Here is a 16156-nt window from a genome sequence, read left to right on the forward strand (position 1 = left end):
CTTACCCCCCGCAGCGGCCGCCGGACCTTTTTTCAATCCCATCGAAGGAGAAATTCCATGGAAGACAAGGATTATGCCCTGCTTCGCATCTACACCGACGAGATGGCGGTCAGCGGCGACAAGGCGCTGTTCGAGGTCATTCTCGAAAAGGCGAAGGCCCATAAATTGCTCGGCGTCACGGTGCTGCGCGGGCGCGTCGGCTTCGGTCACTCGAACCTCGTTCATGCGACGAGCTTCCTCGATCACAATTATCCGCTGATCGTCGAAATCGTCGACATGCCCGCAACGCTGCGAAACTTCGCGGCGCAGCTTCACCAGCTGAAGGGCATCGGGGCCATGACCCTGCTGCCCGTCGAGCTCCTCTGAGCATGCGGCGCGCCTGACGCCATGCTGACCGAATTGGCCGCCCTGCATCCCTGGAGGCGGCCACGCCGCGGGCGCCTTGCCCTGGACCCGCCCGCGGCGAAACTTTTCCCGGCGAACTGAAGCCGGCCCACCCCCTTTGAGGACCCCCCGATGTCGTTTCCAGTCCCCCGACCCCCAGCAACCCGGCACCGCGCGCTGCGCCTGTTCTGCGCTCCTTTTGTGCTGCTCCTCACCGGCGCCTGTTCGGAGCCGCCCGAGGGCGGCAATTATCGCGACATCGCCGCCGGGGCGGAGCGCAGCCAGGAACATTTCCGCTGCACGGACGGATCGCGGCTCCTCGCCGACTTCTCGGCCGACCGCCGCGATTTGCGGCTTCGGTGGAACGAAAGCGAGACGGTGATCGCGCTGTCTGCGCCGGCCCCGAACCTGACCTTCGTCGGCGAGGACATGAACATCCTGTTCCGCGAGGACCGCGCCTTCGTCGAGCAGGTCGACGCCCCGAAGCGGTCGTGCAGGCGCGTGGACTAGCGGCCGGTTCAAACCTCCCCCAAGCTGAAAGGGTCATACCCCATGATATTCGGAAAACGGGTCGTTCTGGGCCCGATCATGCCGCCTGATCTCACGAGCCTGTTCCAATGGACCGACAGCGCCGAAGACGCGGCAATCAACGGCACCTATCGCCCGCCGAGCTGGAACGAGCAGGAGGAGTTCTGGCTCCTTCAGCAGGATCCCTCGCGCATCTTCTTCGCCATCAGGATCAAGCCGCGCTCGGAGATCGCCGGCTATATCCAGATACGCGAGATCGAGCCCGTGCACCGGTCGGCCAAGATCGGGATCTGGATCGGCGAGGCTGCCGAGCGCGGCAAGGGCATCGGCTTCGAAGCCCTCGAACTGGCGATCGACTATTGCTGGCGCCAGCTCAATCTCCGGCGGCTCACACTCGAGGTCTTCGCCCATAACGAGGCGGCAATCCGTCTCTATGCGCGGTCCGGGTTCGAGCGCGAGGGCATGCTGAAGTCGGCCCAATATGTCGAAGGGGCGTGGATCGACATCGTGCTGATGGCGCTCCAGCGGCCGGGAGGGTGACGTCCATGTCCCCGTCCTCGGCTGTATCCTTCGCCGTCCCTCCAGCCTCGCCCGATGGAGCGCGGCAATGATGGAGTTTCGGCGCGAGCATGATCTCGCCTTCACCCCGGGGCAGGTCTGGGCGGTGCTCCTCGATTTCGAGGGCCATCGCCAGTGGAACCCCTATGTCAGGCTCGAGCTCCTCCACAGCGATCCGATCGCGCTGCGATACTGGCTGCGGATGGCCGTGCGCTCGTCGTTGGTGGCGAACGACACCCGCACATGGCAGTTGTCGAGGATCGCGTTGTTCGGCCCGTAAGCCTTCTCGATCTGATTGAGGCTCTGCGCGATTAGGAAGCTCTGGATGCCGTAGCCGGCCATGAACGCCAGCGCGCTCTCGAAGAAGTCGAGCCGCCCCAGCGCCGGGAACTCGTCGAGCATCAGGAGCAGGCGATGGCGCGATTTGCGCGCCTGTAAATCTTCCGTCAGCCGCCGGCCGATCTGGTTGAGGATCAGGCGGATCAGCGGCTTAGTGCGCGAGATGTCGGACGGCGGCACGACGAGATAGAGCGTCGCCGGTCGTGCGCCCTCGACGAGATCCGCTATGCGCCACTGACAGGTGCGCGTGACCTGCGCGACCACAGGATCGCGATACAGTCCCAGGAACGACATGGCGGTCGAGAGTACGCCGGATCGCTCGTTGGCCGATTTGTTGAGCAGCTCGCGGGCGGCGCTGGCGACCACGGGATGAACGCCGGCCTCGCCGAGGTGCAGCGTCGTCATCATCGCGCGCAGCGTGGACTCGATGGGCCGGCGCGGGTCGGACAGGAACGCGGCGACACCGGCCAGCGTCTTGTCCTCGCCGGCATAGAGGACATGGAGGATCGCACCGACCAGCAACGCGTGGGAGGTCTTTTCCCAATGGTTGCGCTTTTCGAGACTGCCTTCGGGATCGACCAGCACGTCTGCGACATTCTGCACGTCGCGGACTTCCCACGCGCCCTTGCGGATTTCGAGCAGCGGGTTGTAAGCGGCCGACGCGGCATTGGTCGGATCGAACAACAGCACCCGCGCGTGCCGGCTGCGGAAGCCAGCGGTGAGCTGCCAGTTCTCGCCCTTGATGTCGTGAACGATGGCCGAACCCGGCCAAGTGAGCAGTGTAGGGACCACGAGGCCGACACCTTTGCCGCTCCGCGTCGGCGCGAAACACAGCACATGCTCAGGACCGTCATGGCGCAGATAGTCAGGACCAAGCCGCCCAAGCATGACGCCATTCAACCCTAGCAGTCCGGCGGCGCTGACTTCCCTGCGGGTTGCCCAGCGCGCCGAGCCGTAGGTCTGCGCATTCTTCAGCTCGCGTGCGCGCCAAACCGACATGGCGATGGCAACGACGATCGCGGCGAAACCGCCCGACACGGCGATGAAGGCTCCGGTCTGGAATATCTCCGGCGCATAGGCATCGAACGAGAACCACCACCAGAAAAAGGCCGGCGGCGGATAGACGGGCCAGTCGCCCAGCATAAACCACGGCGCTCCAAGCTCGGGCTGATAGGCGAGCGCCGTGGCCGTCCATTGCGTCGCGCCCCAGACGGAGGCGGGCACGATCAGAAATACCGCGAAGATCTGGCCCCATAGGATCTTTGTCGCAGACATAGCGCTAAGATCGGAGGGCGTCGGTTATGGAATCAAGCCGCGACTTTCCGAATGGAAAGCCTAGCGCAGAAATACAGGGGATGGCGTAGCTGTACGGACAGCAATGCTGGAGGTATCGCTACTCCCAAACGCGCGGTAATAAACAAGCAGTCAAGCTACCCGAGCATCACGCCGTTACGCCGCTTACTAAGAACGGCCATGCAGCTGGCGAAAATCTGTCGCTGTTTCTCCACCGGAAAGGCCTTCTCTGCATCGTCGGCGGGGAACCAGCGCGCATCGGCTACCTCCTTGGCCTGGAGGCACAAAGGGATATTCTTGTCGATCCTGCAGGAGAACATAACCGCGTCCTGGCCATCATGGTCAAGCGCGCGTTTCGCCTTGTGTTCCGGCGAGTAGATGAAGCGGTTCGTCACGGGAATCTCTTCAAGATCGACGTCCAGGCCGATACCGAGTTCCTCGGAAAGCTCCCTGCGCATCGCGGCGACTGGCGATTCTCCATTCTCGACCCCGCCACCAGCGAGCGTCCATTCGCCTTCGCGATAGCCATGCGGGCGCACCAGCAGGACTTCATCGTCGTCGTTGATCACTACGGCGCGCACCTTGCGGCGCAGCCGCATCCCATCGGCTTCAATATAGGCTGTCATGGCGTGCAGGATGGCAGCCTAAGGTTGAACTATCGTAAATCGCTGTCTTCCGCGGTTCCGAATGCTGACAGGGCAATCGCATTTTCCGCTGCGCATTGGCACAAGAACTTCGCGCAATGCAGCCGGGCGCAGCTGACGCCCCCTCAGTCAAACCCGGCGATGGCCATACTCGCGGCGGGAGATCTCGTGGGCGGCATAGGCCAGAAGCAGCGCGGCGAGCACGCACCAGCCGGACATCCAAAGAAGCTGTTCTGGCAGGCTGACGCCGAGATCGATCAGAATGCCCGTGAGGCCGGGGCCGAGCGCGGTAGCCAGCACCATTGCGGATACCGTCACGGCTCGGATGCCACCAAGATTTGCGACGCCATAAACCTCCGGCCACAGCGCACCTAGCAATGTCGAGGTGAAGCCGTTGCTGATGCCCAGCAGGAACATGAAAACATAGATGCCCCAGAGCGGCGTTATTAGCGCGGCAGTGGCAGAGGCGACCGCCAGCGGTGCGAGAAACCAGGGCAGCAGTCTGATCGCGCCCAAACGGTCTACCAGATGGCCGCAAACGAACCCGAAAATGATTGTCGAGACTGCCATCACCGGAAAGGCTGCGGCGAAGCTGATCGCGTCATAGCCGCGCAGCGCGATGAAATAGCCCTGATGAAAAAATATGGTAGTCCCGATGAAGGGCGGTGCGAGCGTGCCGGCGAGGAGTAGATACAGCATCGGATCGCGCGCAACCTCGCTGCGGCTCCAGTCGCGCGCGGTCCTTCCGGCTGCCATCGCTGATTCCCTGGCATGCGGAACGCGTTCGACACGGGTCAGAACAAGCAAGCTCGGGCAGGCGAGAACCAGCAAGGCGGCGGACGCAACCCAGGCCGCCTGCCAGCCGAGCGAGTCGCTGACAAGGACATAGGCGATGGGCAGCAGCGCCGTTCCGGCCTGAAGTCCCGGCGTCACGATCGCCATGGCAAGACCACGGCTCGCAACGAACCAGCGGCCCACCTCGGTAAAGGCGATTTCCGTCATCATGCCTTGGCCAAACAGACGGAGTAGAAAGATCGCCACGACCAAGACCGCAATATGCGGCGCGAATGCGAGCAGCAAACAGGCGAGCGCCAGCAATGGCATGACAAAGCGTGTAACCTTCCAGCCCGGCATCAGGTCAAGGCTTCGGCCAAGCCAGGGCAGGACTGCCGCGCTCGCCAGGGTCGCGGCCATGTAGATCAGTCCGAATGCACCGCCGGAAAGGTCGAACCGCACACGAAGTTCATTGCCAGCGAGGCCGATAAAAAAGGTCTGGCCGAAAGATGAGAGCATCAACAGCAGGAAGCCTCCGGCAAGCCAACGAAAATTATCACGAAGAAAGCGCAACTGTTCCTGCACCACTACCTCAATGGCCAATTGCCAAGGGCGCGGGATTCGCGCCATCAGCAAGCGGCTATGCAACTGGCCTTCGGGAAAGACTGGATCTGCCCTGTCGTGTCGCGGCTATGCGCGGCAGCAACCGCGCGAACTCCTTCGCCACCAGAATCCAGTCAGGTCAAGGCGGCATCCACGGTTTGTGCGGGAAGTCGTTACGCCGTCAGCCTGGCTTGATTATTCCCGCCCGCGCATAGCATGGCATGAAGGATGCTCGACATTTGTGATCATTGCATTGGGTGACCCAGATGGAAGACCTGGCCATAGCGGCCACCAAGCGAAAGGCAGCATTACATTCAGCCCAGATATCCGACAGCCTCTGCAATCACCCGATGCCGAGGCGGCGCGAAATGTCTAGCGTCCTGATATGGTTGCGATCGCCTTGTCCTTCTCGTCGAGCGCGCTGGTGATTAATTACAATCCAGACGGAGGCTGAGACTGTGTTATTCGGATTCGCTTCTTTTCCTCAATCTCCGAACCTCAGCCCTTGGCGCGGCCGGGGAAAGGGATCACATTGCTCTGACCGCCCAAGCCGACCGCTGGTTCCCCGTTGGCCACCCGTTGGTGTTCGTCTTCCTCTATAACTAGTTTGTACGCGCGGATGTGAATTGGGTCTGACTTGATCCATGAATCCAATCCGGCCCAATCATCGAAATTCTCTGCTTTTCGGCGACGAAGCCAACGGCTAGCGGCATTTACGACATCGGTCGGCAAATCGGTCAACGATTTCTCCATGAGAGCGGACAACTCCCCGGACAGCACCTGTGGGCGGAATCGCCTGGCAAATGTGCGCGCCCAGGTGCCTGATCGGCACGACACGCCGCCTAGCGACCACAGACGGTCGGAAATGAGATTGTCCGCAGTTATATAAGGCACGACGGTGTGCGTCGGCGCTATGGTGGCCCGGCGGATAAGCGGCCGGGATAGCCATCCGGAGTTTCACCGGATCCTAGCGTATTGGGAGAAATCCTATCCAGATTGATGCGAGCATGCAAGTGGGGCAAGCCCCCCCGAAAGGAAGCCAATCACGCTGTTCGCGGGATGGAACTCATGGCGTAGAGCGCATGGGAACGGCGTCGAGCAGTGCATCCCGGCTCTGAGAAGCGCAGGGATCAGTCGATAGACGCGCGCCTGACGCTCCAAAGCGATCGCGGCCAAGTCCAGACAGGCCCGGACGATCTCCTGCTCTACCTCGCTCGGTCCCCGTGCCTCCCGGAAATATAGGGCGAATGCGCCCAACACCATGCCGCTGCTGCCGACAATCGGATTCGACCAGCAGGCGGCAAGACCGGCATGAAGCGCCTCGGGCCGGACAATCTCCCACCGGGGGTCAGTTGCAATGTCGGTTACAGAAACGGGCTGGTTGTGAAAGACGGCCGAGCCGCACAATCCTGCCATCGGCCCCGCTGGCACACCATCAATCAGAGCTTTGAATTCGTCCGACAGACCAGGGGCAGCGATAGTCTGCAGCAACCCGGCTACATCCGTTGCAACGATCGAGCAGAGCGCCTCTGGAATTCGCGCTTCGATTTGAAGGCAAAGCTGTTCCATGGTCAATTTCAGAGGATCGCCACGGGCGATCATCTCTAAAATCGTCTTCTGAAGCAGCAGCATCGCCCATCTCGGTCACGCAATTTACAAATCGCGGTTGAGAATAGCATTGCGGGGTAAAGTCGATCTTAACGGGCTAGCGATCCGAGCCAAGGAATTCGAGATTGGTCGCCGACATTCGGCCATCTCTCCCTTCCTTCAGGTCGAAGCTCCAACGCTGGCCTTTCTTGATGGCTTCCAAACCGGCTTTTTCGACCTCGGAAAGGTGCAGAAAGACCTTCGGCTGCTTGTCATCGCGCGAAATGAAGGCCCAGTCGCCATCGGGGCCGATATATTTGACGGTTCCGGATGGCATGGCTGGGTTCAGCTCTCCCTTGCACACTCGATGCAGGTCGTGACGGCAGGATTGTGTTCGAGCCGGGCAGGCGCGATCTCATCGCCGCATTTAAGGCAGTAGCCGAATTCGTCTTCGTCGATGCGCCGCAGCGCGGCATCGATGGCGGCGCGTTCGGTTTGCCGGCGCCGCGCCTGGGCAAGAGCCATCGCCTGGACCTGCATCGCGTCGATGCGCGAAAGCCGACCCACGCTATCCTGATCCAGAGTCACGGGTGCGCGGTCGGCCTGCGACATCTGGTCCTCGGCGAGAAGTTCCTCGCGCCGGGCGAGGAGCTTTTCACGAAAGCGAGCAAAGTCGAGCGCCATGTTACCGCACGAGCAGCACCGGCACATGGACGGTGCGAATCATTGTCGTCGTGGTGCTGCCGACAATCAGGGTGCGGATGGGTGAATGGCCATAGGCACCCATAACCAGCATGGCCGCCGAGGTCTGTTCGACGACCTTGGCGATGACCGCTTCGGGCTTACCGCGTTCGAGCGTTGTCGTAATCTCCCGCTCCGCACCAAGACGCGCTGCGGCACCGTCCAGCGCACGCCGGTGAGCCTCATTGTCCGTGTCGGCCATGACGATGTTGACGGGCAGGCCGGTGAAGAGGGTGGACTCGACAAGTCGGCCCAGCGCCCGGTCGGCGGCGGGGCTGGCATCATAGGCAAAGACGATATTGCGCGGCTCTGCATATTCGCGCGACGCCACCAACACCGGCTTGGTACTGGCACGCACCACCCGCTCGATCTTCGATCCGATATGACCGGTGGCGAATTCATGGCTGGCGCCGCGCTTGCCGATCACCACCACGCGGGCGCCTTCTTCGCGTTCCAGGATCGTCTCGACGATGCCGCCGTGACGATGGAGCGTGCGAACGTCGAAAGCACCGCCGTCGCGCAGGCGCTTATCGCCTGCGGCCAGAAGCAGGCGGCCGCGTTCCACCTTGAGCTTCGCGTCGGCAGCCTCCAGCTCAACCAGCTCTTCCATCAGGCTGGTTTTCACTCCCAGCCCGATAGCGCCGGACAAGTCGTGGCGGGCAGCAACCGCATCGCTGCGCTGAACCACATGCAGCAGTTCCACCGGCATCTGCAGACGCTCGGAAGCCCATGCGGCAAGATCGCAAACGCTGTCGGCGTAGCTCGACGCATCAATACATGCGAGGACGTGTTCCATAGTGCTGATCCTCTCAATGCCCGCCGAGTTGCGCTTCAGCGCCCGGCTTGTCGTGTATTGCGAAACGATTGATCATCGAAGCGCTGGCTTCGTTGAGCCCGACCATTTCGACTTCGGTACCCTCACGGCGGAATTTCAGGATCGCCTTGTCGAGCGTACCCACCGCCGAAATATCCCAGAAGTGGGCTTGTGACACGTCGATCACAACGCGGTCCAGAACTTCCTTGTAGTCGAACGCTTCGACGAAGCTTTCCGAAGAAGCGAAGAAAACCTGGCCGGAGACGTTATAGCGCCGCGAGAGGCCATCGGCGGAAAGCTCCGACTCCACCGTGAAGATGCGCTTCACCTTGCTGGCGAAGAACAGCCCCGACAGGATCACACCGGCAAGAACGCCCTGCGCCAAATCGTGCGTCCACACCACGATCACCACAGTCACGACCATCACCACGGATGACTGCCACGGATGGTGGCGGATGTCCTTGAGCGAACGCCATGAGAAGGTGCCGATCGAGACCATGATCATGACTGCAACGAGTGCGGCCATTGGGATTTCGGCTACTATCGGTCCCAGAACGACAATGAGGAATAGAAGGACCACTCCGGACATGAAGGTCGAAAGGCGCGTAAAACCGCCCGACTTTACGTTGATGACCGACTGTCCGATCATCGCGCAGCCGCCCATGCCGCCCAGGAAGCCGGTGAAGAAGTTAGCGATGCCCTGTCCCTTCATCTCACGCTGTTTGTCGGATGGGGTATCGGTCAGATCATCGACGATTTGGGCGGTCATCATGGATTCGAGCAGGCCGACCGCTGCCATGGTCAGCGAGTAAGGCAGGATGATCTGGAGTGTTTCCAGCGTGAATGGTACATTCGGGATCAGCCAGGCTGGCAGGGAAGACGGGAGTTCGCCCATGTCTCCAACGGTACGGACATTGAAGCCTGTGTAGTAAACCAGTGCGGTGAGAATGACGATCGCCACCAGCGGCGAGGGCACTGCCTTGGTCAGATAAGGGAACAGGTAAATAATCGCGAGACCGCCCACCACCAAAGCGTAAGTCAGCATCGGCACGCCCGTGAGTTCGGGCAATTGCGCCATGAAGATCAGGATCGCCAGTGCGTTGACGAAACCGGTAATGACGGAGCGCGAGACATATTGCATCAGCATGTTCAGGCGCAGGAAGCCAGCAACAAGCTGGATCACGCCCATCAGGATCGTGGCGGCGAACAGATAATCGACGCCGTGGTCCCGGATCAGCGGCAGCACCAGAACGGCAATCGCGGCGGTCGCGGCCGAGATCATGCCCTGCCGGCCGCCGACTAGTGAGATGATCACTGCAATGGAGAACGAGGCATAGAGGCCGACGCGCGGATCGACGCCGGCGATGATTGAGAAGCCGATGGCTTCGGGAATGAGAGCAAGCGCAACGACGATACCCGCGAGAACGTCTCCTCGGGGGTTCGATAACCACTCTCGCTTGATAGATTGCATGTTTGGCATGAATACCCCGGTAAACTTAAACGAGAGACAGTTCGCGATCGTTGACCGATGATCTTGAAATATCTCGGCTTTTGCGATCGTGATCGGTGATGTAATCGCGGGTCAACGGCACAGCATCGGCCCGCTTTGCTAGCTGAATCTGGAAGTTCATATGCCCCTGCGCGCGGAAAGCGGATTCGCTGGTCGCCAGATAGAACTCCCACATGCGACAGAAACGCTCATCATAGAGTGCTGCAATTTCCTCACGACGATCCGAGAAGCGTCTGAACCAGTGAACCAGTGTTTCGGCGTAGTGCAGTCGCAGAATTTCTACGTCCGTCACCCATAGCCCGGACCGCTCGATCGCGGGCAGTACCTCCGACAGCGCGGGGATATAGCCTCCAGGGAAAATGTATTTGGCGATCCAGGGGTTCGTTATGTCCGGCCCGTCCTTGCGACCGATCGAATGGATGACCGCGACGCCATCATCAGCAAGCAGGTTTGCAACTTTTCCGAAGAACTCGTCGTAGTTCGGCACCCCCACATGTTCGAACATTCCGACGGAGACGATCCGGTCAAAGCTTCCGGTCACATCGCGATAATCCGTGAGTGCAAAGCGGACCTTGGTTCCGGCGCTCCGCTCGGTGGCGATGGCGAACTGCTCTTCGGAAAGCGTGACACCATGAACTTCGACGTCGGCCGCGCGCGCGATTTCGAGTGCCATTCCGCCCCAACCGCTACCGATGTCCAATACCGAGTGCCCGTCCTTGAGAAGCATCTTGCCGATCAGATGTTGCTTTTTCGCTAGTTGAGCCTCTTCGAGCGAGTAGTCTGGCCTAGCGAAATACGCGCAGCTGTATTGCAGGTCATCGTCTAGAAACAGGCGGTAGAGATCGGAGGACAGATCGTAATGATGCGCGACATTACGGCGCGATGCAGCACGATTATTGGCCTGTTGCATGGCGCGAAGGATGCGTAGTTTGAGAGTTCCTGCCGTCGTCCTGGAAAAGGCAGCCGCCTCTTGGTTCCGGAAAATTACGTCGAAGAAGGATCGTATGTCGCCGGACACAATGGTCAGCGCGCCGTCCATATACGCTTCGCCGAGCGCGAGATCCGGATTAGCCGCTATCTTCGCCGCGCCTTCCGCAGTGACGCCAATTACGACCTCCGGCCCCGTGCCGTCGCCAAAGCGCAAGGTTTGTCCGGTGCGACTGCTGAGAAAGGACAAGGTGCCTCGCTGCACGATCTTCTCGATCAATGCGGCAAGCACGCGCGGAGGATGAATGAACGCCTGATTGTGCTGATTGTTGTGAGCTAACACGCTCGCCATCTATATAACCCCCATTAGCTCAGCATGACGAGCCGGCAGACGCGCCGAAACGAGTCGTCCGAAGAAACATGCCGAAGATGAATGACAGGCGCTGCGAGGCGATCTCGTGTCGATCGCGATCGCGCTGCCTGGTTTGCGGTTACCCCGGGGATAGGCGCCGGGCCGAGCCACTCGGCAGAACCGAGTCCAGCGGATGACGGTGCCGGTACGCGAGTTCCGCTCCTGCCGCAAGTGCGAACATGCAATTTCTTGCAAGTCAAATATCTGCGAAGCGTTTAGTCTGTCTTGGATGACCACGATGTTCGAAGAAATCGACTGGCGGGAGACGCCTATTGGCGAGCTGGTGCTGCGGCGCCGGCGGCTGCACGCCGACGGCGAAGACATATGGGAAATCAAGCTCAACGGCGGCTATCTCATGTCGAGCCAATTCGTCGAGGGGGAGATCGCCTTGACCCATCTGGCACTCGCGATGGCCGATGGCGACGCGCTCGACGTTGTCGTAGGCGGGCTCGGCCTTGGCTATACAGCCCAGGCCGCCCTCAATGATCCCCGGGTCGGCCGGCTAACAGTGATCGAGCTGATCCCGGAAGTGATCGAATGGCACCGGCAACGCCTGCTGCCCCTGGGAGAGGCCGTGGCGGGCGATGCACGATGCCGTTTGCAACAGGGGGATTTCTTCGCGCTAGCCGCGGAGGCGGGCGGCTTCGACGCCTGCGCCCCGAACAAGCTGCATGACGCGATCCTGATCGACATCGATCATTCGACCAAACATTTCATCGACGATGCGAGCGCCAGCTTCTACAGTGAAACGGCCATTTTCACGATCGTGCAGAAGCTTAAACCGGATGGTGTCCTTGGCCTGTGGTCCACCGATGCGGAAGATCAGGGCTTTGTCGCAGCGATGCAAGGCAGCTTGCGAGATGTCCGGATCGAGCGGGTGGAGTTTCCCACTCCGTATCGGGAGGAACCTGCCTTCAACCTAATCTATCTCGGTCGTAGACCGTGAAGCTATGACTTAAGTCATTTTCAGGCCCGGCAGAGTGCGACCAGTCAACGCAGCAGGCAGACGGATTGTAATACCGAAGCGACACTGCAGCCGTCAGCGGGCGAGATGGGCTTCTGCGGCAGTGACGAAAGCCCCCCGAAATCGCCAAGGCTCATCTGCATCGCCGTTGAGAGCTATCGTCTCGGCGATGAGGTCGAGCGCCGCTGGAGCGCTTCCGGTTCCCTTGGGCAGCGGCACTGAAAGGATGTCCGCCAAGGCCCTTGCCAATCGCACGAGGTCGCGGATCAACGCATCTTCTTCGGCTCCCGATCGACGCTGAATCTGCTGAGGCGAAACCTCGGGTCCGTCGCGCAAGACTTCCAAAAGATGGTGCAGTGGTCCGGTAATCGTGCGCGAAGCCAGAGCCAGCGCCAGTTCGAGTTCTTCAGGGGATGGAAGGTTGCCCTCGCGACGTTTGGCCCTGCTTTCGAAATCACGGTCGATCTGGCTCTTCAGATCATCGAGCGCGCCATCGAGATCCGACCCACTTCCTGTGAAGACACAGGTTTTTCCAGCGTAAGCGACCGCGGAGAATCCATCTCCTCTCTGGCCAGCGATTAACCGGTAGTGCCGGTAGGTTTCGTCGGTGCTTCTGCGCACCGGAACTCGGCTGGTGCTTGAAACGGGGGCGGTGGAACCGAGCAATAGTAATCTCCTTCGCAGACCATGTGTACGGCAGGCGAACGAGACTGGCGGCAAACCCCCACTATCGGGTTTCCCTGGCGATACCCCCGGTTTCGAGCTTGCTGCCAGGAGCGAACTCCCGGGAGCACGCAAGGACGATTGTCCGAGCCGTGTCTCGAGCGCTTGCGCAAGCTTTCGACCGGGATGCTATGCTGGAAATTGTGAAGCGTGCGCTTCGCGCCAAAACGGCATCCGTTGGCGAGCCCATAGGCTCTGCAAGCCGCCTTGTGTAGCCCTCGATTGGTGATGGGGTGACATTACGGCCGGATTGCATTACTTAGGCACCACTTTTCCGGCGATCGTGCATCACCGGATCGGGTTTCCGATCATTTAGACGGATTCTCGCGAAACACGGAGGTCTTGGCCTCGACGGCATGCAGCCGGCGACGCTGAATATCTCCAGGCTCCGGCCGAATCGCGAGATAACCAGCGTCTCCCGGCCGCAAGGCCGGTCAGTCCCCTGCATGCCTGCGGCAAGTCTCTGCAGGAGACATGGATGTTAATCGATCAATCATCAACGTCACTCGTTCCGGAGAGCGCGGGCTCGAACACTGCCGGAATACAACCCCTCGCCCGACGCACATTCGCCATCATTTCACACCCGGACGCCGGTAAGACCACGCTGACGGAAAAGCTGCTTCACGAAGGCGGCGCCATCAGGGAGGCAGGCGAGGTTTTCTCCAAGGGCAACAGGCGCCGCGCGCGCTCGGACTGGATGGCCATCGAACAACAGCGCGGCATCTCGGTGACGAGCTCGGTCATCACTTTCGAGCATGAGGGCATCCGGTTCAACCTGCTGGATACACCAGGCCACGAGGATTTCTCGGAAGACACCTATCGCACGCTGACCGCCGTAGATTGTGCGGTGATGGTGATCGATGCGGCGAAGGGCATCGAAGCCCAGACGCTCAAGCTGTTCGAGGTTTGCCGTCTACGCAATATCCCGATCATCACATTCATCAACAAGATCGACCGCGAAGGCCGCTCGCCTTTCGAGCTCCTCGATGAAATTGGCGACAAGCTCGCGCTCGATACGGTTCCCATGTCCTGGCCGATTGGCATGGGCGGCATGTTTCGCGGGCTTTACTCATTCGAAGAGAAACGCGCCTGGCTGGTCGACAAGATCGGGGGCGCGCTCTGTCCCACCGTCATCGACGTGACCGGGCTCGATGACCCGAGACTGCTGACCGGCATCGCCGAACAGACGCGGGATTCGTTGCTCGAAGACGCAGCGCTCGCGGCCGAGGCCTGTCCCGGCTTCTCATCATCGGCATTTCAGTGTGGGGATCTCACTCCCGTCTATTTTGGCAGTGCGCTTCGCAAATACGGCATTGGCTCGCTGCTCTCGGCGTTGATCCGTCATGCGCCACCGCCGCAGCCGCAACCGGCATTGCCCGAGCCAATAGAGCCGTCAGCCTGCGATGTTTCCGGGTTCATCTTCAAGATGCAGGCAAACATGGATCCCAACCATCGCGATCGTGTCGCTTTCATGCGGGTGTGCTCGGGTACGCTCAAACGAGGCATGAAGCTCGGCAACAGCCGCACCGGCAAGAAGCTTGGTCTGCACAACCCAATTTTCTTCCTGGCGCGCGATCGTGAATTGACCGAGGAAGCGCGACCGGGCGACATTGTCGGAATTCCCAATCATGGCACCTTGCGCGTCGGTGATACGCTAAGCGAGCGCTCCGGTATTATCTTCACCGGCCTTCCCGACTTCGCGCCGGAAATCTTACGACGGGTTCGCCTCGATGATCCCATGAAGATCAAGCAGATGCGAAAGGCCCTGCTCGATCTTGCCGAAGAAGGCATAGCGCGCGTCTTCCGCCCTCTCGTCGGTTCCAACTGGGTCGTTGGTGTCGTCGGCGCGCTGCAGCTTGAGGTGATCTCGACGCGTTCCGAGGCGGAATACGGCCTCGCCATCGGGTTCGAGCCGACAATGTACGAGACCGCGAGGTGGATCGACATTGCAGATGAGGCGCTTCGCAAACGTTTCATCGCCACCCAGCGCGCCAATCTCGCCGAAGACGGGGACGACGCTCTCGTCTTTCTCGCACGCAACGGTTGGGAACTCGAACGTCTGGAAAAGGATTGGCCCGATGTCCGCTTCCTTGCAGTCCGCGAACGCATCCGTGCGTCGGAGGTTACATGACGAAACTGAACACGAAAAACCTGCTAGATCGGGTTCTAGTGGCGAAGCCAAACGCCACCCCCGACGACGTAAGACGATTAGCCCCTGCGCTGTCGCAACTGCCCGATGGCGAACTCGCTGCGCGGATCGCAAAAGCGCAGCGCCGGAAGGAGCGTGGAGCCGGCAGCCACTAAACCAGGTACGGAATAGACAAAGGAGAACCAATGGATCTGAACGAACTCTTCCATCGCCATCAACTGGCGCTGATAGCCTTCAGTGAAACTTGCTCGCTCGCCGCGCGCGCTGCTGCTGCGCGCTCGGCAGACGAATATGCCGCGAGAATCCACAAGGGCCGGCCTGAGCAGGCTTGCTATCCCGCCGTCCTCAGCGTGCGGACCTTGCTGGCCTTGACTCCTCAGTCTTGAGTTACACCAATCGCAAATCATCATCTGCGAGCGGCGGTCGGTTCCGCCCGCCACTCGCCGGGCTGCAGATTACCCAATCCCAGCGCCGATACTCCACCGCATGGGTCGCAGCGTCGGGTGGCCGATAGCCGCCGTGATGCCGGTTGCATCCTTCCTCGATTGTTAGACGTCACTCTCCACCAAGTTTCTGCGATGGCGGATCGGCGGATCGCGCGGCCAGAGTTCCGGCGCATCGATAGGGCTTGTTGAACAGGATCAACCTCCTGCCTTGGCATCTCACTGCCGACGCTGTGATTTCTCAAAAACGATGCTGTGGATCATCGTCCAACGTGGCCCCCCGGCAGAAAGATTGTCCGACAGCCGTCGTGAAGCTCATGACCGACAAGGCTAGAAGACAGCTCCCCCTGTCACTCACATGATCGCTGGTCCACGACTGCGCTGATAAGCGCTCGCAGGACGGCCAGGGGAACCGTGGGCGCCACCGAGCTGTGTCGTCTATCCCCAAGACTGACCGTTGCGCTAGGAAATATTCCGCATACATCATAACCAACACGCAACTGCCAGTGAGGAAGGAGTTGCGCACTGAGACGCCTACTCTCTGCGGCACTTGAGGTAAATTCTGCCGGCTCGATCTCAAATAACTCGGCTATCGAGGCGTCGATTTGCTTATCGGAACCCGAAACGTTAGCGTCCGCGCTCGTGGTGTAATTTCCGGTGTAGGCGATGGTGTATTCCGGGGTGGGGCATGCCCCACCCCGGAATGCGGCGTCGCTGGTGGCCACCGGGTTCATCGTTATGGTGGAGTTTGCACACTTCAACC

Annotated in this window: 18 protein-coding genes, 1 pseudogene and 2 other annotated features; of the genes and pseudogenes, 7 read left to right on the forward strand and 12 right to left on the reverse strand. The window is 60.5% G+C overall.

The genetic code is table 11. The features are described from left to right. The first annotated feature begins 57 nt into the window (after nt 1–57). From VGN68_RS03855 to VGN68_RS03865, 3 genes are all read left to right on the forward strand, one after another. Nucleotides 58–366: a DUF190 domain-containing protein gene (locus tag VGN68_RS03855; RefSeq protein ID WP_234180907.1), complete on the forward strand. Its 309-nt coding sequence runs from the start codon at nt 58–60 to the stop codon at nt 364–366. A 219-nt stretch (nt 367–585) separates the two neighbouring features. Next, entirely contained in the window at nt 586–894 is a 309-nt protein-coding gene (locus VGN68_RS03860) for a hypothetical protein (protein WP_327474024.1), read from the forward strand. Between the two features lie 42 nt (nt 895–936). After that, nucleotides 937–1452 (forward strand): GNAT family N-acetyltransferase, encoded by a 516-nt coding sequence (locus VGN68_RS03865; protein ID WP_217372979.1) that lies wholly within the window; start codon nt 937–939, stop codon nt 1450–1452. Nucleotides 1453–1668: 216 nt separating this feature from the next. Here VGN68_RS03865 and traG read toward each other — a convergent pair. The 10 genes and pseudogenes from traG to VGN68_RS03915 form a co-directional block, all read right to left on the reverse strand. Next, nucleotides 1669–3084, reverse strand: a pseudogene (gene traG / locus VGN68_RS03870) (IncP-type conjugal transfer protein TraG); the annotation flags it as partial. Nucleotides 3085–3239: 155 nt separating this feature from the next. After that, nucleotides 3240–3701 carry an NUDIX hydrolase gene (locus tag VGN68_RS03875; protein WP_327474027.1) on the reverse strand — a complete coding sequence of 154 codons (462 nt, stop codon included), beginning with the start codon at nt 3699–3701 and terminating at the stop codon, nt 3240–3242. A 174-nt stretch (nt 3702–3875) separates the two neighbouring features. After that, on the reverse strand, nt 3876–5150 hold the full coding sequence (locus tag VGN68_RS03880) for an MFS transporter (protein ID WP_327474029.1): 1275 nt from the start codon (nt 5148–5150) through the stop codon (nt 3876–3878). Nucleotides 5151–5621: 471 nt separating this feature from the next. Then, nucleotides 5622–5864 carry a hypothetical protein gene (locus tag VGN68_RS03885; RefSeq protein WP_234180915.1) on the reverse strand — a complete coding sequence of 81 codons (243 nt, stop codon included), beginning with the start codon at nt 5862–5864 and terminating at the stop codon, nt 5622–5624. Between the two features lie 174 nt (nt 5865–6038). Then, nucleotides 6039–6094: a sequence feature (sul1 is cis-regulatory element that is thought to sense ions involved in sulfur or methionine metabolism; They are found in Alphaproteobacteria), on the reverse strand. A gap of 16 nt (nt 6095–6110) precedes the next feature. Further along, complete coding sequence (locus VGN68_RS03890) at nt 6111–6755, reverse strand: GAF domain-containing protein (protein WP_234180917.1); 645 nt, start codon at nt 6753–6755, stop codon at nt 6111–6113. A gap of 73 nt (nt 6756–6828) precedes the next feature. Then, entirely contained in the window at nt 6829–7047 is a 219-nt protein-coding gene (locus tag VGN68_RS03895) for a cold-shock protein (protein WP_234180919.1), read from the reverse strand. Nucleotides 7048–7055: 8 nt separating this feature from the next. Beyond that, nucleotides 7056–7394: a TraR/DksA family transcriptional regulator gene (locus VGN68_RS03900; RefSeq protein WP_234180921.1), complete on the reverse strand. Its 339-nt coding sequence runs from the start codon at nt 7392–7394 to the stop codon at nt 7056–7058. Between the two features lies 1 nt (nt 7395). Continuing rightward, complete coding sequence (locus tag VGN68_RS03905; protein WP_234180924.1) at nt 7396–8247, reverse strand: universal stress protein; 852 nt, start codon at nt 8245–8247, stop codon at nt 7396–7398. Between the two features lie 13 nt (nt 8248–8260). After that, complete coding sequence (locus VGN68_RS03910; protein ID WP_234180926.1) at nt 8261–9745, reverse strand: SulP family inorganic anion transporter; 1485 nt, start codon at nt 9743–9745, stop codon at nt 8261–8263. A gap of 16 nt (nt 9746–9761) precedes the next feature. Then, nucleotides 9762–11054: an SAM-dependent methyltransferase gene (locus VGN68_RS03915; protein ID WP_234180929.1), complete on the reverse strand. Its 1293-nt coding sequence runs from the start codon at nt 11052–11054 to the stop codon at nt 9762–9764. A gap of 137 nt (nt 11055–11191) precedes the next feature. Continuing rightward, nucleotides 11192–11245: a sequence feature (sul1 is cis-regulatory element that is thought to sense ions involved in sulfur or methionine metabolism; They are found in Alphaproteobacteria), on the reverse strand. A gap of 107 nt (nt 11246–11352) precedes the next feature. On the opposite strand from VGN68_RS03915, the gene VGN68_RS03920 reads away from it, so the two are divergent. Continuing rightward, on the forward strand, nt 11353–12060 hold the full coding sequence (locus VGN68_RS03920) for a hypothetical protein (RefSeq protein ID WP_327474041.1): 708 nt from the start codon (nt 11353–11355) through the stop codon (nt 12058–12060). 93 nt (nt 12061–12153) lie between these two features. Here VGN68_RS03920 and VGN68_RS03925 read toward each other — a convergent pair whose 3' ends face one another. After that, the gene (locus VGN68_RS03925; RefSeq protein ID WP_234180933.1) at nt 12154–12744 is read right to left on the reverse strand and encodes a hypothetical protein; all 591 of its coding nucleotides are present in this window, start codon (nt 12742–12744) and stop codon (nt 12154–12156) included. Nucleotides 12745–13279: 535 nt separating this feature from the next. On the opposite strand from VGN68_RS03925, the gene VGN68_RS03930 reads away from it, so the two are divergent. Genes VGN68_RS03930 through VGN68_RS03940 form a run of 3 tightly spaced genes read left to right on the forward strand, consistent with a single transcriptional unit; the run spans nt 13280 to nt 15336 of the window. Beyond that, nucleotides 13280–14932 carry a peptide chain release factor 3 gene (locus tag VGN68_RS03930; RefSeq protein WP_267960767.1) on the forward strand — a complete coding sequence of 551 codons (1653 nt, stop codon included), beginning with the start codon at nt 13280–13282 and terminating at the stop codon, nt 14930–14932. After that, nucleotides 14929–15105, forward strand: coding sequence for a hypothetical protein (locus tag VGN68_RS03935; RefSeq protein WP_234180935.1), 177 nt, complete (start codon nt 14929–14931; stop codon nt 15103–15105). Before VGN68_RS03930 ends, VGN68_RS03935 begins: the two co-directional genes overlap by 4 nt. 30 nt (nt 15106–15135) lie before the next feature. Then, nucleotides 15136–15336, forward strand: a complete 201-nt coding sequence (locus VGN68_RS03940) for a hypothetical protein (protein WP_234180937.1) — start codon at nt 15136–15138, stop codon at nt 15334–15336. 407 nt (nt 15337–15743) lie between these two features. On the opposite strand, the gene VGN68_RS03945 is transcribed toward VGN68_RS03940, so the two are convergent. Beyond that, the coding region (locus VGN68_RS03945) for a hypothetical protein (RefSeq protein WP_327474046.1) at nt 15744–16156 on the reverse strand (413 nt) is incomplete at its 5' end.

Origin of the sequence: Sphingopyxis sp. (assembly GCF_035998965.1) — a bacterium.
GTDB lineage: Bacteria > Pseudomonadota > Alphaproteobacteria > Sphingomonadales > Sphingomonadaceae > Sphingopyxis.

What these genes read in the sequence shown, in the direction of transcription:
- VGN68_RS03915 (WP_234180929.1), bottom strand. Translation starts at nt 11,054, where the DNA reads ATGGCGAGCGTGTTAGCTCACAACAATCAGCACAATCAGGCGTTCATT.
- VGN68_RS03855 (WP_234180907.1), top strand. Translation starts at nt 58, where the DNA reads ATGGAAGACAAGGATTATGCCCTGCTTCGCATCTACACCGACGAGATG.
- VGN68_RS03920 (WP_327474041.1), top strand. Translation starts at nt 11,353, where the DNA reads ATGTTCGAAGAAATCGACTGGCGGGAGACGCCTATTGGCGAGCTGGTG.
- VGN68_RS03875 (WP_327474027.1), bottom strand. Translation starts at nt 3,701, where the DNA reads ATGCGGCTGCGCCGCAAGGTGCGCGCCGTAGTGATCAACGACGACGAT.
- VGN68_RS03895 (WP_234180919.1), bottom strand. Translation starts at nt 7,047, where the DNA reads ATGCCATCCGGAACCGTCAAATATATCGGCCCCGATGGCGACTGGGCC.
- VGN68_RS03890 (WP_234180917.1), bottom strand. Translation starts at nt 6,755, where the DNA reads ATGCTGCTGCTTCAGAAGACGATTTTAGAGATGATCGCCCGTGGCGAT.
- VGN68_RS03940 (WP_234180937.1), top strand. Translation starts at nt 15,136, where the DNA reads ATGGATCTGAACGAACTCTTCCATCGCCATCAACTGGCGCTGATAGCC.
- VGN68_RS03910 (WP_234180926.1), bottom strand. Translation starts at nt 9,745, where the DNA reads ATGCCAAACATGCAATCTATCAAGCGAGAGTGGTTATCGAACCCCCGA.
- VGN68_RS03880 (WP_327474029.1), bottom strand. Translation starts at nt 5,150, where the DNA reads ATGGCGCGAATCCCGCGCCCTTGGCAATTGGCCATTGAGGTAGTGGTG.
- VGN68_RS03905 (WP_234180924.1), bottom strand. Translation starts at nt 8,247, where the DNA reads ATGGAACACGTCCTCGCATGTATTGATGCGTCGAGCTACGCCGACAGC.
- VGN68_RS03865 (WP_217372979.1), top strand. Translation starts at nt 937, where the DNA reads ATGATATTCGGAAAACGGGTCGTTCTGGGCCCGATCATGCCGCCTGAT.
- VGN68_RS03930 (WP_267960767.1), top strand. Translation starts at nt 13,280, where the DNA reads ATGTTAATCGATCAATCATCAACGTCACTCGTTCCGGAGAGCGCGGGC.
- VGN68_RS03900 (WP_234180921.1), bottom strand. Translation starts at nt 7,394, where the DNA reads ATGGCGCTCGACTTTGCTCGCTTTCGTGAAAAGCTCCTCGCCCGGCGC.
- VGN68_RS03935 (WP_234180935.1), top strand. Translation starts at nt 14,929, where the DNA reads ATGACGAAACTGAACACGAAAAACCTGCTAGATCGGGTTCTAGTGGCG.